Here is a 15128-nt window from a genome sequence, read left to right on the forward strand (position 1 = left end):
ATGTGACATTTCAAATTGGGAATAAAATAGGACATTTCAAATTGGAAACCACAATAAAACTTTAGGTGATTGAAATACCTCACTGGATTAGGATATAATGATAACGGTTATGATTGTCGTCGTGGGAGGAAGGCGATGGAGTACCCATTCTGGGATGTTCCTCTACTGGGTGGCGGAATGCTCATCGGCATTATTGCCATCCTGCACGTGTTTGTGTCCCACTTTGCCATTGGAGCAGGACTGTTCCTCGTGCTGACGGAGCGTAAGGCGCGCCGTGAGAATGATACCGCCCTGCTGGACTACTTGAAACGCCACAGTACCTTTTTTATCCTGGTAGTGCTGGTGTTCGGGGCAGTCAGCGGAGTAGGTATCTGGTGGGCTATCGGGTTGGTGCACCCCACAGCGACCTCCGCTCTCATCCACGTCTTCGTGTGGGCGTGGGCGATTGAGTGGGTGTTTTTCCTGGTGGAGCTGCTTGCCGCGTTCATCTACTACTATGGTTGGGACAGGCTCAACGCCCGCACGCACCTTGCCGTGGGATGGATTTATTTCGTGGGCGCGTGGTTGAGCCTGTTCATGATTAACGGCATCCTGACGTTTATGCTGACCACAGGCAGATGGACGGAAACTGGGTCCATTGTGGACGCTTTCTTCAACCCATCGATGTTGCCTTCGCTGGTGGTGCGTACCGCGGTCACTGTTGCGCTGGCAGGTCTGTACGCGCTAATCACTGCCTCCGCGGTGGCGGACGAGTCGCTGCGCGAGCGCGTGGTGAAATATGCCTCCAAGTGGGTTCTGGTGGGAATGACCATTATTCCCATTGGCGGTATCTGGTATATCTCTCGTATTCCCGATCAGGCGCGAGAGATTTCGATGGGCGGCGCACCGGTGGTGACGCTTTTCGCCGCGGCGAGCGTTATCTTTTCCGCCTTCGTGTTCCTGGCCACGTTCATCGGACCGTTCCTTTTCCCCAAGAGGTTCCATGTGACCTTTGCTTTTGTCATCGTGGCGTTGGGACTGGTCACAACGGGCCTCACCGAGTGGGTGAGGGAAGCCATCCGCAAGCCCTACATCATCTACGACTACATGTACTCCAATGCGATTCGCACCGAGGAAGTGCAGAATCTCTGGGAGACAGGCGTACTCGGCACGGCGAAATGGGCGCTGCTCACGCCCGAGGAAAAAAGCGACCCTCTCAAGATGGGCGAAAAGGTCTTTCGGTTCCACTGTCAATCGTGCCATACCGTCAACGGCTTTAACGGCATCAAGTTCGCCGTCAAAGGATGGCAAAAGGATTTTCTGGACATACAGATACAAAACCTGAACCAGCTGAAGGGTTACATGCCACCCTTCCTTGGCACGGATGAGGAACGCCGTGCGCTGGTAGAGTGGCTATACAGCTTAAACAATCCGCCGCAGCAAACCGCGGCGCGTCGGTAGAGGAGGTAATGCGAGATGCCGGTTGTTGTTCCACCGCCCGATCCGGCGGGGCTTCCTGCTCCTGCGTGGTTGTTGCAGGTGTTGCTGGTGTTCACCTTCATCCTGCACTTGCTCGCGATGAACTTGCTCGTCGGCGGCACGACAATCATGGCAATCAGTCTGCGCAAGGGCAGAAACAGCCCGTTTCACGCCGAGCTGGCAAGGCGTTTGTCCAAAGCGTTGCCTGTGACCATGTCGCTGACCATTACACTGGGCGTGGCACCCTTGCTGTTCGTACAGGTGCTGTACGGTCAAGCTTTCTACACAGCGTCCATCCTGATGGCGTGGCCGTGGCTTGCGGTCGTCGCGCTGGTCTTGCTGGCGTACTACGGGTTGTATCTGGTGCAGTTTCGCCCCGACTGGCTGGGCAAATGGGTAACGCCCATTGCCTGGGTGAGTGCGCTTTTCATCCTGCTGGTGGCGTTACTGTACACCCACAACGCCACGCTGAATCTCGCCCCGAACATGTGGGCATCTCTCTATGCGATGAGCGCAGCGGGATTGCATCTGAACTGGTCGGAGCCGACGCTGATCCCGCGCTATCTGCATTTCATGGTTGCCGCCTTTGCTGTTACGGGATTGGGTATCTCACTGCTTGGGGTACAGGCGAAGAAGGCGCAAAACGCCTGGGGGCAGGAGGCGGTTGCCTACGGCTCGCGGTGGTTTCTCGGTGCCACCCTGTTGCAGCTTGCCGTAGGGCTGTGGTTCCTGTTCAGCCTGCCGGGCAACCTGATGCAAAGCTTCATCGGAGGCAACGTAGTCCACACCGTCGTGCTGTGGAGTGGGGTGGTGCTGGCGGTAGTTGCGCTTTTGCTGGTAAATCGCTACTTGCCGGCTGCCGTGGGGCTGACCGTGCTGGCTGTCGCGCTGATGGCTGTTACCCGGCACAACCTGCGCGAGATGTACCTGCGACCCCATCTGGATGTCCGCACGCTGGAGGTCAATCCCCAGTGGGGCATGTTCATCATCTTTGTGGTGCTGCTGGTGATAGGGCTGGCGGTGGTGGGATGGATGGTGTGGCAGTTCGCCAAAGCCAGTCAGCCGCAAGCCAGCGCAGAGTAGAAGAGTTCGGCTCCCACCCCTCGCAGAGGGGTGGGAGCTCGCTCACTCGTCCCCAATCGCGCCGAAGTTGCTCACGAGAATACCGAAGTCAAACAGGCTGACCTCATCATCTCCGTCCAGGTCTGCGTTAGGGTTCCAGTTGCTATCGCCCGGCACAGAGCCGAACGCGCCTACCAGCTGACCGAAGTCGAACAGGGTGACCTCGTTATCACCATCCACGTCACCGTTCATCACGGTGTAGAAGTCCACAGTAACGTCGCCCGTGAGGGAAATCTGGGTTCTGGTACGCCTCAGCCAGTGCGACACCTTTGCCGCCATGTCGTACGTGCCGTGAAGTGTGGTCTGCAAGGTGTAGCGTGCCTCGGCATCGAGGCTGAGGAAGTGTGTCTCCAGCGGGCTGGTGCTTCCCGGCAGGCGAATGTCGATGGTAGCCGTCAAACCGGAAGGGTATCCGATAAACTGTTGCAAGTCCATCGTGCCGGATACCTGTTTGGTGCTTGCAGGAATGGTGTAGACTGGGCTTTCGGCGACATGACCCGCGACATCAGTTGCTATGAACATCACCTTCGTGGGCGGGTTTCCCTGCAGGTTCAGGGGTACCTCACTGGCGGTCAGCGTTTCGAACGCACGCGAGCCCGGAACTCCTGTGGTAGGTGCACGGTGGAAGGACCACGTGTTGCCTCCGTCGGTAGAATAACCAAAGGAGCACGCTTGGGTGTTCAGCCCCGAGAGTTCATCCCGCACGCGCACCGTACAGGAGGCACTTCGTCTATCTGCGCTGAAACCAGTGATGGTGAAGTCCTGCCAGTCGCCAGGCGGGTGCGGGTCCAGTCTGATGGGGAACCACTCGCTGTCGGAGTAGTTGCCTGCCCGGTCGTAGGCGCGGAACCGTACCGCTGCCTCGGACACCAGGGGCACGTAATCCGTATAGACCCACTCCAGACTCGTCGAACCGTCGGGGAAGTAAGTGGTAGCGGAAAGCGGACCGACGGTGCCTAACTCCGGCGTCCAGTACCAGTAGTAGGCGCCGCTGGAGAGCAGCCCGGAAACGGCGTCGCGCACCCTGATTTGGAATAGCCCGTAACCGGCGTCCCAGCCGGAGGGGCCGTTCTGCCAGTCACCGGGCGGGGTTCCATCCACGATGACCAGGTTCGTTGTGTAGGCGATACCGCCGTTGACGGACGCCACGTTGTAGGTGATGTCGAGCGCCCCTTCGTCAAAAGCGGTTACATTCCAGATTAGTTGCCTGTAAAATCCGGCAGGGATGTTTCCCTGATTGATGCCATCTCTATCGGTGAAGGAGAAGCTCTCTTCCATGCCGTCCGGCGCGTAACGGACGAAGGTCATGTGAGCCAACGTCAGAGCGGGATGAAGGCTGATGCTTCCGTACACGCCGGATGCCACGTAGGAGTGTGCGTATGCCGTGCCGATGACATCAAACGGGGTAAAAGGCTGTACAGCCACCGGTGTGGAAAGGTGCAGCGTGATGTTCGGGAAACGCGGTCCATACACCGCCCGCACAGCGACCGCCCACTTCTGCCAGGGGTCTCCGCTATCGCGGTGTGCATAGGTATGAACGTCGATGCGGTAGTTTCCCGCTGGAGCATCGTGTATCTCGATGACCTCTACGGTGTCACGCATGGAGGTTCCCCAGCTACGGCCTGGTCCATAGAGGTAGAGGTCCAGGTCGTTGACGAGGGCGGTCGTGGCTCCGGAGGGTGCCGGAGCATCCGGGTAGACCAGCACGACGCGCAGCAGCGAGGCGTCGTACGGCAGAACGAACTCCCTGGACTGCACGTCGCCGGTACGGTAGTTTGCACCCCAGTACACCTCCCACCAGCCGTCCACGCCGAAGTGACAGAGCATCGCATCCACTTTCCCAAGCCCCAGAGCATCAGGGTAGCCCAGTGGGATGGCGTTTGCCAGAATGATGGCTTTCGTGACCCACGCGTACAGGTCGTAGTTGCCGAACTGCCCGATGACGCCGGTCGCCAGCCCTGCCACGTGGGGAGCCGCCATGGAGGTGCCTGTCCAGTTGTACAGATATCCCGCATCGTCGGTGTTGCTGCACGAATCGATCCAGGCACCGGGCGCCACCACGTCCGGCTTGCGTCGCCAGTCACCGGTCGGTCCTCGTGAAGAGAAGTAGGTTACCTGATCCACGTAGCCGGGGAGGTCATCATAGATGGCGCCCACGGTCAGTGCCCCTTTGGCAACCCCTGGCGACGCGATGGTGCGTTCACGGGGCCCTTCGTTGCCGGCGGCGATAACGGGTAGAATGCTCTTGCGGAAAATCTCGTCCACCTTGCGGGACTCGGCGTCCGTACCCTTGAGGTCTGTGCCGGCGGCACCACCGCTGAAGTTGAACACCTGGCGAGAGTACACCGTGCGATTCCCCATTGAGTCCAGCGCCGCCATATCCAGCAACCCGCGGTACACAGAGTCGCCCTCTGCATAGCGGTCTCCGCGAAACACCTTGCTGACGAGCAGGTTATAGCCGGGCAGACCGGTATCACGGAAGCCCTGTGCCGTACCGCGGTATCGTGCCGCCGCATTGCCCGCGCCGAGCAAGGTACCCGTCACATGGGTGCCATGACCGTGCACGTCGTCCCACCAGTAGGTTTCGGAGGTACGGTTGTAACCAGCCGTATTGCTCCAGATGTTACTGAAGTCCAGGTGGAAGCTCAAGCCGGTATCCATCACTCCGACCTTGGTGCCTACGAACGGGTCTCCTCCATCGCGCCCGTAATACCATATCAGGTCGGCGCTGATAGACCCTTGCGACTCGGTGTGCAGGGCGCGTGAGGGACGGATGGGCTCCACAAACAGCACCGCGTCCATATCGAGTATGCGGTGTACCGTAGGGGCATCCGCCACCACTGTCATCACCCCCAGTGAAGGGTCGTACACACCCATCTGTGCCACCCGACTCGCAATAGCGTCGCAAGCCGTCTCGTCCGCGCTAAACAGGTTCACATACAGCCAGATGCGCTCTCCAGACCTGTCTCCGAGAAACAAAAGGAGATCCGGGTCAACCTTCTGCAAAGGGTATGGATGTCCCACCCAGCGCACCTGCGGATGAGAAGCTACCGCCTGTAAGGCGTCTGCGGGGATGCGTGCCTGATAGGCGTTGTAGGGATAGAAGCCCAGCAGTTGCACGCCCTGCGCTTCCAGCCATGTCTGCAGGGTCTCATCCAGCCAATCGTTAAGCAGGATGAGCGCATAGACGGTGCTCTGTGCGTTGACGCCCTGTCGAGCGCGTTGTTGCACCAGCGCGGCCAGAGCAGGCTGCAGCTTCTCGCCCGGGGGCGGTTCATAGTCTCCGCAGAGAAAACCGAGCGCAGCCTTCTCCCCCTTGGTGCCGAAGGAAAGCACACGGCGTTCTCGTTGTACCACTCCCTCGCCCCCCAAAACTCGTCCTTCCCGCAGATACTGGGGACCGACGGGCCGGTCGAGATTCGCAAGTTCCGGACGGGTATGCGCCACCGAGGTGTGGTACTGCAGAGGGGGAGCCAGATCGCCGGGAAGGGATGGCATCCCCACCGCATCGCGCATCTCTAATAACCGCTGGAACGGGAACAGCTCGGAACCCATGTTGGGGCGGTTCGCGTGTTGGGCGGTGGACACATTAGTGCAAACAACAACCAGGAACAGGATACCCATCCAGCTTACAGGAAACCACCCGATGCTTTGCCGTTGCATCGTGCCGACCTCCTTTGCTAATGTGGTATACCTAGTATGCATAAGCAATTACAAAAAAGTCAATGCATCGACGTGCGTTTTTGCTCGCTATACCGCATGACACATCCAAAGTTGCACTGCGCCTGAAGGTGCTGGTATCATTAACATAGCCGATGCGCTGAGGTGAGGTCATGAGCGATTTTTGTGCCATTGAAGAAGCCGTAGAGCGGCTGAAGCAGGGCGAGATGATTATCGTGGTCGACGATGAGGACCGCGAGAATGAAGGAGATTTTGTCATTGCTGCCGAGAAGGTCACGCCTGAAGCCATCAACTTCATGGCGAAGTATGGTCGGGGACTGATATGTCTGGCTGCCACCGCACAACGACTGGACGAACTGCGCATCGGGCCGATCACCAGCAAATACAACGCCCGGCACGGCACCGCGATGATGGAGCCAATAGACGCTCGAATCGGGACGACCACGGGCATCTCTGCGCACGATAGGGCGCAGACCATTCGACTGTTTGTAGACCCGCGTGCCCGTCCGGAGGATTTCGAGAAGCCGGGGCATGTGTTTCCCCTGCGGGCGGTGGAAGGAGGTGTGCTGAGGCGCGCCGGACATACGGAGGCGGCAGTAGACCTGGCGCGGCTGGCAGGACTGTACCCGGCAGGTGTTATCTGCGAGATTATGAACGACGATGGCACGATGGCACGCCTGCCACAGCTGATGGAGCTGGCGAGGAAGTTCGGTATGTGCCTGGTGACCATCGAAGACCTGATCCGTTACCGCCGGCGATACGAGAAGCTGGTAAACAAAGTGGCGGTTGCCAAACTGCCCACTCGCTACGGGGAGTTCACCATCCACGCCTACGAGTGTACCGTCGACCCCAACCCATACGTTGCCCTCGTGATGGCCGATGTTGCCGATGGTAAGCCCACGCTGGTGCGGGTACACTCGAGTTGCCTGACAGGCGACCTGCTGGAGTCGCTGCGTTGTGATTGCGGAAGCCAGCTGGAAATCGCTCTGCAGAGGATAGCGCAAGAAGGGCGTGGGGTCTTGCTGTATATCCAGCAAGAAGGACGTGGTATCGGTTTGTTGAATAAATTGCGAGCGTATGCCCTTCAGGACGAGGGGCTGGACACGGTGGATGCCAACATCGAGCTGGGCTTCCATGCCGACGAAAGAGACTATGGCATCGGGGCGCAGATTCTGGCGGACCTCGGTCTGCGAGAAATTCGGCTGATGACCAACAACCCCACCAAGCGCATCGGGCTGGAGGCGTACGGCCTGAAGATTGTGGAAATTGTGCCGATTGTGGGCGATGTTACTCCTTACAACAAACACTACCTGCGCACCAAGCGGGAGAAGATGGGACACACCCTTCCCGAAGATGTAGAACAAATGACTGAGCAAAATCCGGAGGGTACGGTTTGCCATGCCCAAAATGTATGAAGGACAGCTGGTGGCCACAGGCTACCGCTTTGCCATTGTGGTCAGCCGCTTCAACGAGTTTGTTACATCCAAACTGCTGGGAGGCGCGCTGGACGTGTTGGCACGCCATGGCGTGGACATCGAGCGCGACGTGGAGATAGCGTGGGTGCCGGGCTCGTGGGAAATACCGCTGGTAGCGGCGCGCTTTGCGCGAACGAAGCGGTACGATGCGGTAATCTGTCTGGGCTGCGTCATCCGCGGGGATACGCCCCACTTCGAGTACATCGCGGCGGAGGCGGCAAAGGGTATCGCCCAGAGCATGTTAGAGTCGGGTGTGCCCATCGCCTTCGGCGTGCTGACCACTGACAATATCGAACAAGCCATTGAACGTGCGGGCACGAAGGCTGGGAACAAGGGTGGTGATGCCGCCATTAGCGCGATAGAGATGGTCAGCCTGATGCGCCAGCTGCCCGAACCAGAGCGGTGAGGCATGATGCCCAGACCATGGAACACGGTTATCGCTTTCGTGCTGGGATTCGCCGCCTGCGCATTGATACTGCGGTGGATGGGGTACCAGTCTCCATCGTCCTCCCGACAGCTGGTTCTGGCGACGCTGGATGCCCCCGTACGGCAGGTGGGTAGTGTAACCGGCGCGAACGCTATCGCGGAAGCCTGCGCACGTATCGAGCCTGCTGTGGTGAACATCGATACGTTTATGCGTCCCCGACGTTCCCTGCGCCTGGAGGATTTCTTCGGTCCGCAAGAGGCAATGCGAGGCTCTGGCTCGGGGGTCATTATCAGCCCGGATGGCTACATCATCACCAACCACCATGTAGTGCGAGGCGCGGACGAGATTGTGGTGTCGTTGGCTGATGGCAGACGGTACCTGGGCAAGCCGGTGGGTGCTGACGAACAATCGGACATCGCCGTGATTAAGGTCGACGCGCGAGGTCTACCCACTGCCGAACTGGGTGACTCCGATAAGCTGCGTGTGGGGGAATGGGCGATTGCGGTGGGTAACCCGCTGGGTTTGGGCAGCACGGTAACGGTGGGAGTCATCAGCGCGCTCAATCGGCGCAAGCTGTTGGTCGAGGGAGACCGCTATCTGGAGGTGGCCATCCAGACGGACGCCGCCATCAACCAGGGCAACTCTGGCGGCGCTCTGGCGAATATCCACGGGCAATTGATAGGGATTAACACCGCCATTGCAGCTCCGCCCGGCGGCGGTTCCATTGGCATCGGTTTTGCCATCCCCATCAACCACGTCAAGAAAGTGGTGCGCGACATTCTTGTGCAGGGGGGAACGGTGCGGCGGGCACGACCCTGGATTGGTGTCTATTTCGACGCAGTCCGCCCCTCCCTGATGCGGCGTGCGCGCCTCCCCGACCTGAACGGCGTAGCGGTCGAAGAGGTAGTGCCCAATAGCCCGGCGGATAGAGCGGGTCTCCGTGCGGGCGACGTGATACGCGCCTTTGGCGAACGCCCTGTACGCGCGACGCAGGAGCTGCTGGAGGAAATCATGAAACGACAGCCAGGCGACCGTGTGAACATCAAGGTGTGGAGAAATGGCAAGGAAATCACCCTCTCTCTAACCGTTGGGACTTTTCCCGATGGCAATCGGTAACATGAGGTGAGTGCGGTGACCGAGGAGATAGAGCGAACCGAAGCCCTGTTGAAGCTGGCGAGGCGATACCATCTGCAGGAACTGGAATGGCAGGAGGAAGGTTTGCGTGTTTTCATCCGCCGGGAAGCAACGCCGGTGGAAACGGTGGGTGTCCCCCTGACATCCGGGGTTGTACAGGACACAACTGCTGGTACTCCTGCCAGTGCCACGCTGGTTGAACTGTGCGCCCCGATGACGGGAGTATTTTACCGCGCCACCTCGCCCGATGCTCCTCCCTATGTCGAGGTGGGCGACTTCGTCGAAGAGGGACAAACCGTGTGCCTGATTGAAGCCATGAAGGTGTTTAACGAAGTGCCTGCCGAGCGTTCGGGCAGGGTGGTGGAGATATGTGCCTCCAACGGGCAGCTGGTGGAACAGGGAGCGGTGCTCTTTCGTCTGGAGCCAGAGGAGGTAAGCGCGTGAGCAAGGAGGTCATCCATCTGGGCATCCTGGGGCTGGGCGTGGTCGGCTCGGGAACGGTCGAAGTGCTTCGGCGCAACCGCGAAAGCATCGAGCGCAAGATAGGAGCGCGTCTGGAAATCCGCCGGATTGCCGTGCGGGACGTGAACAAACCCCGCCGTGTGCCTGTAGACCGCTCATTGCTCACCAACAATGCCTATGAGGTCATCGATGACCCGCAGGTAGACATTGTGGTGGAGCTGATTGGCGGTGTGCATCCCGCCAAGGAGTATGTGCTGCGCGCGTTAGAAAACGGCAAGCCAGTGGTCAGCGCGAACAAGGAACTGCTTGCCAAAGAGGGCGCGGACATCATGATGGCGGCGGGTAGATGCCATCTGGACTTTGCCTTCGAGGGAAGCGTAGGAGGTGGCATCCCGATTATTCAACCCATGAAAAACGCGCTGGCAGGTAATCGTATCGAGCGGGTGATGGGAATCGTGAACGGCACGACCAACTACATCCTCACGAAGATGGCAGAGGATGGCACCGACTTCGACCAGGCGCTGAAAGAGGCACAGGCGCAGGGCTACGCGGAAGCCGACCCCAGCGCGGACGTGAACGGACATGATGCCCAGTATAAGATAGCTATCCTGGCATCGATCGCCTTTACTGCCCGTGTGAAGGTGGACGACGTGTATTGCGAGGGTATTGCCAAAATCACCCGCACCGACATGGAGTGGGCGAACCGGCTGGGATATGCAATCAAACTGGTGGCGATAGCGCAGGAGGTCTCGCCCAAAGCGGTACAGGTGCGCGTACATCCCGCGCTTTTACCTCTCTCACACCCGTTGGCAAGTGTGCGCGACGTTTACAACGCCATTCTGGTGCACGGAGATGCCGTGGGCGATGTGATGTTCTATGGGCGCGGGGCGGGCAGTTTGCCTACGGGCAGCGCAGTAGTCGGAGACATCATCGATGTGTCGCGCAACTTGCTGTTCGGTAGTAGCGGGCGTGTGGGCTGTACGTGCTTCGACCAGCGTTACGTCATTCCCATCGAGCAGGTGGAAACCAGCTATTACGTCCGGATGCGCGTGCAGGACCGTCCAAACGTACTGGCGCAGGTCGCCGGGGTGTTTGGCATTCACCACATCAGCATCTCCTCGGTGGTGCAAAGACAGATTAACCCGCAAGAGGCGGAGATTGTGTGGATTACGCACCGCACGCAGGAGGGCGCGATACGCCATGCGACCGCCGAAATCCGACGTCTACCCGTCGTGATGGACGTGTGTAGCACCATTCGCGTGGAAGAATGAAACTCATAGACCGCATGTTGCTATCCGAGCTGCTGGTGCCCTTCTTGGCGGGCACGCTGGCTGTGGTGCTGATGCTGATTGGCAACATGCTGTTTTTTTATGCCGAAGTGCTGTTTGCCAAAGGCGTACCGGTGGTTGCCGTCGCGCAGATGATTGTCTATCATACCCCCTTCTTGCTGGTGCTGACTCTGCCGGTCGCAACGGCGCTGTCGGTGTCGCTGGCGGTGAATCGGCTGGCGAGGGACTCCGAGATTGTTGTACTGCGCAACGCGGGCGCGAGCCTCTGGCGTATTTTCCTGCCCCTGCTGGTGGCGGGATTGGTGATTTCTGTGGTAAACTTCTGGCTTGAGGAATCGGTGGTGCCGCAGGCAGAACGACAGTTCCGCCGTGTGCGAGACCGCATCTTCCTGATGCAGACGGCGCCGATGTTCCGTTCCAACGTGGTTTTCAAAGTGAGCGATTATGCCTTCTACATTGGCCTGGTGGAGAGCGTCAAGGACAACCGCGCCGAGTTGCGAGATGTTCAGGTGTGGGAGATGCCCGTATCCGGCTATGCGCGGACGATTTTGGCTCCTCGCGCGGTGTACGACGACGGGACATGGCGTTTCTACAACGCGCATGTGCATATCTACGGCAGGGATGGGTTTGCCATTGATGCCCGCGCTGCCGGGGAGATTACCATCAACTTACGGGTGGCGCTGGAGGAACTGCTCAGCCCGCCGACACCGGAGGAAACCAACGCAGCGGAACTGCGTCGTCAGGCACAGGAGCTGGAGAAGGCAGGGATGCCAGCCACGCGGCTGTGGGTAGGATACTACTTCAAGTATTCCATCCCTTTTGCGTGCGCGGTGTTTGCTCTGTGCAGCGCGCCTCTGGCGTTGACCTTCGCCCGTGCGGGCAGCTTCATGGGAGTGTTGCTGGCGATTATTCTCGTATTCCTGTTCTGGAATACCCTGCTGCTGGCGCGATTGCTGGGCAATCAGGGGTTTTTGCCTCCGGCGGTTGCCGCATGGGCGCCCAACGTGCTGTTCGCCGCTGGCGGACTGTTTATTCTGTGGCGGTTGGAGTAAGGGATGAGCCGTGTGAAATCCAAAAAGCAAGATTCGCCTGACGCGGTACAGGCTGGAGCCTGTACGACCCCATCCAGTGATAGCATCATTGCTCTCCACCTGCGTGAGGAATGGGTTCACGCGCTGGCTGAAATGCAGGACGCCCGGGAGATAGGGCAGTGGATAACGGAACAACGCGAGCAGCTGATGCATCACATTCAGCCCCACCAAGATGGACTGCATACCTGCCGTTCTTTTACAGCTCTTGCCGACGCGGTGGTGCGTCGTTTGTTTCAGCTTGCTGTCCAGCGCGCACACGTCGCACAGCCCCCGGAGATTGCCGTCGCCGCCACCGGCGGGTACGGGCGCATGGAACTGTCGCCGCACTCGGATATCGACATCACCTTCATCCCGGAGCGCGACGGCGACGCCACTACCGATCGCATCATCCGCGAAATGTTTCGTCTGCTGATGCACGTGATGATGGAGTACGGGCATCTGAAGGTGGGCTACGCCTATCGGCTGATTGAGGACTGTGCCACGCTGGACCACACTACCCAGACGACCCTCGTGGATGCCCGACTGGTAACAGGGAGCCGACACATCTTCGCCCGCTTTCTGGAGGAGTTCTGGGCAAACTTCAATCCCACCGATTTTCTGTTCCGCAAAATCGCCGAGCGGCGCCAGGTACGCGCCCGTTATGGCACCACTCCTTATCTGGTGGAGCCGAACGTGAAAGAGGGGGCTGGCGGGCTACGTGATATTCACCTCGTGCGGTGGCTGGCAGCCGGATGGGCAGGGCTGCCCACGGCAGGGGAGTGGGAACAGCTGGTAGCCCGTGAGTGGCTGACGCCGGAGGACGCGGACCGCCTGATGGAGGCGCACGAGTTTCTGCTGCGCGTGCGCAACCACCTGCATGTTCTGGCAGGGGAACAGCGAGACGTTCTCACCCCCTCCAAACAAGAGCAAATCGCCTCTCGTCTCGGATACGAGCCCGGCGAGCACGCGCCCCCCGTGGAACAGTTCATGCACGATTACTACCTTCACGCCGCAGACGCACACCGAATCTGCGAGGAGGTTATCCGTCGGGTCGAGCAGGGGAGGCACGTGCTGGGCATTGGATTAGACTGCGAGCGCAAAGAGGTGATACCGGCACAAAACCTGTTGCAGCGCGAGGACCCTGTATGGATGGTGTGGGCGGTGCGATTAGCACTGGAGTACGACCTGAATCTGAGCACACCTCTGCAACGGTTGATGAGGCAAACCGCTCAGCGGAAGCCGACCACGCATGACCCCAAACACCTTGCGGAGACGTTTCTTGCCATCCTGCGTGCCCCCAGCGGGGTGGCACGCGCCCTGCGCCAACTGGCAGACACGGGTGTGCTGGGATGGATACTGCCGGAGTTCGAGGCGACCCGCACGCTAATCCCGTATGACCCCTCGCATAACTTCACCGTGGGCGAGCATACCCTGCGCGTGATAGAGAACGTCGATGCGCTGAACAGTATCACCGACCCCAACTACGCGGATTACCGGCGCATTTTTCAGGAGACGCCGCACCGTGAGATACTGTACCTTGCTGCGCTGTTGCACGATGCGGGCAAGGCGAACCCACACATGGAGCACGCCGAAGCCGGAGCGCAGATGGCGCAGGAGGTGGGCAAAAGGCTGTACCTGAGCGAAGACGCGATTGCCGACCTGGTGTTTCTGGTGAGGCATCACCTCTTAATGGCGGAAACCTCGCGGCTCCGCGACCTCAACCTGGAAGAAACCATACGCGATTTTGTCCACATCGTGGATACGGTAGAGCGACTGAACATGCTGTATATCCTGACGTATGCCGACACCCATGCGGTCGGCAGCGGGCAGTGGACGGAGGTAAAGGCCGCCTTCCTGCGAGAACTGCATCGCAAAGCGGAGCGGTTCCTGATGGCATCGGAAGCGGTGGATCACGCACCGCCTGACATCGGCAGATTCCGCCGCCGCCTGGCAAAGGAGCTGAGCCTGGAAAACCTGCCCGAAGAGCTGGTCACTCGCCACCTGAACCAGATGCCCGCGACCTACCTGCTGAACACGCCGCAGGAGCAGATTGGCTTGCACATCCGGATGGTGCAGGAGGCGATACAGGGCACACCCCAGCTGGCATTCCAGACAGCTCCCGATGCATCGGTTACCGAGCTGACGGTCTGTGCTATCGACGACCCTGAGCCGGGCTTGCTGGCAAAGATTGCGGGCGTTCTTTACGCGGGACAGGTTGCCGTGCACGCGGCGAACGTGTTCACCCGCTCGGGGGAAATCAAGATTGCCCTGGATACGTTGTGGGTGGACTATCGCGGTCGCCCGATACCCCCTTCGAAGCGCGCGGAGATCGAGGAGCATATGGTCGCAGTGCTTACGGGCGAGTTGTCGGTAGCGGAACTGCTCCAACGTCGCCGTCGCCACGAACAGACGCCACCTGAGCTGGTCAGTCTGGTAGTGCATCACGACCTGTCCGAGCAGTTCACGGTGATAGAGGTGCGCACCACCGAGCATATTGGGATGCTTTACTGGGTGTGCCGCGCGCTGTCGCAGCTGGGCTGGAACATCCACAGCGCGAAGCTCAGCACGTGGGCGGGCAAGGCGGTGGGCGTGTTCTACATCACCGACTCGGAGGGACGCAAAATCCACGCCGACGCCCAGCGACTGAAGGACACCCTCGCGGAAGGGGCAGAGGCGTTATAGCAACGGGTGATATAATAGGAGTTGCAGGGAGGTGGCGCAAAGGTGGAAGAACGTGAAGAAGGCTGCACTCATCAGACGCCGTCGAGTAGGGATGTCTTTACCACTTTGAAGCAGGCATCCATCCAACACGGCAGCAGCGAGGCTTTACTCTTCTGCTTTGGACGACTTGCCAGTTGCGCCGACGAGTTGAAACGACTGGAAGACCAGATTGAACAGATGGACACGGCCGCCGTCGAGAAAGCAGGCTCGTCTTTAACCTTTGCAGACAACTGACCACAATGAGCCGCTACCTCATGGACACCAACCATGTCAGTGGTCTGTGGAGAGG

11 protein-coding genes are annotated in these 15128 nt (G+C 59.4%); 10 read left to right on the top strand and 1 reads right to left on the bottom strand.

What is annotated here, in order from left to right:
• Positions 1–135 precede the first annotated feature (135 nt).
• Both K6U75_06190 and K6U75_06195 read left to right on the top strand, forming a co-directional pair.
• The gene (locus K6U75_06190) at positions 136–1440 is read left to right on the top strand and encodes a cytochrome ubiquinol oxidase subunit I (protein ID MCL6474626.1); all 1305 of its coding nucleotides are present in this window, start codon (positions 136–138) and stop codon (positions 1438–1440) included.
• A 15-nt stretch (positions 1441–1455) separates the two neighbouring features.
• Entirely contained in the window at positions 1456–2541 is a 1086-nt protein-coding gene (locus K6U75_06195) for a hypothetical protein (GenBank protein MCL6474627.1), read from the top strand.
• A 42-nt stretch (positions 2542–2583) separates the two neighbouring features.
• On the opposite strand, the gene K6U75_06200 is transcribed toward K6U75_06195, so the two are convergent.
• On the bottom strand, positions 2584–6243 hold the full coding sequence (locus tag K6U75_06200; protein MCL6474628.1) for a S8 family serine peptidase: 3660 nt from the start codon (positions 6241–6243) through the stop codon (positions 2584–2586).
• Positions 6244–6413: 170 nt separating this feature from the next.
• Between K6U75_06200 and K6U75_06205 the strand changes: the two genes are divergently transcribed.
• The 8 genes from K6U75_06205 to K6U75_06240 are packed head-to-tail and all read left to right on the top strand — an operon-like array spanning position 6414 to position 15073.
• Complete coding sequence (locus K6U75_06205; protein ID MCL6474629.1) at positions 6414–7676, top strand: bifunctional 3,4-dihydroxy-2-butanone-4-phosphate synthase/GTP cyclohydrolase II; 1263 nt, start codon at positions 6414–6416, stop codon at positions 7674–7676.
• Positions 7660–8142: a 6,7-dimethyl-8-ribityllumazine synthase gene (ribE, locus tag K6U75_06210; GenBank protein MCL6474630.1), complete on the top strand. Its 483-nt coding sequence runs from the start codon at positions 7660–7662 to the stop codon at positions 8140–8142. Before K6U75_06205 ends, ribE begins: the two co-directional genes overlap by 17 nt.
• A 6-nt stretch (positions 8143–8148) precedes the next feature.
• Positions 8149–9279 (top strand): trypsin-like peptidase domain-containing protein, encoded by a 1131-nt coding sequence (locus K6U75_06215; protein ID MCL6474631.1) that lies wholly within the window; start codon positions 8149–8151, stop codon positions 9277–9279.
• 15 nt (positions 9280–9294) lie between these two features.
• Entirely contained in the window at positions 9295–9741 is a 447-nt protein-coding gene (locus K6U75_06220; protein ID MCL6474632.1) for an acetyl-CoA carboxylase biotin carboxyl carrier protein, read from the top strand.
• Positions 9666–11030 (top strand): homoserine dehydrogenase, encoded by a 1365-nt coding sequence (locus K6U75_06225; GenBank protein ID MCL6474633.1) that lies wholly within the window; start codon positions 9666–9668, stop codon positions 11028–11030. Before K6U75_06220 ends, K6U75_06225 begins: the two co-directional genes overlap by 76 nt.
• Positions 11027–12100, top strand: coding sequence for an LptF/LptG family permease (locus K6U75_06230; protein ID MCL6474634.1), 1074 nt, complete (start codon positions 11027–11029; stop codon positions 12098–12100). Before K6U75_06225 ends, K6U75_06230 begins: the two co-directional genes overlap by 4 nt.
• A gap of 3 nt (positions 12101–12103) precedes the next feature.
• On the top strand, positions 12104–14800 hold the full coding sequence (locus K6U75_06235; GenBank protein MCL6474635.1) for an HD domain-containing protein: 2697 nt from the start codon (positions 12104–12106) through the stop codon (positions 14798–14800).
• A gap of 42 nt (positions 14801–14842) precedes the next feature.
• The gene (locus K6U75_06240; protein MCL6474636.1) at positions 14843–15073 is read left to right on the top strand and encodes a hypothetical protein; all 231 of its coding nucleotides are present in this window, start codon (positions 14843–14845) and stop codon (positions 15071–15073) included.
• Positions 15074–15128: the final 55 nt, after the last annotated feature.

Source organism: Bacillota bacterium, assembly GCA_023511455.1.
Lineage (GTDB): Bacteria > Armatimonadota > HRBIN16 > HRBIN16 > HRBIN16 > HRBIN16.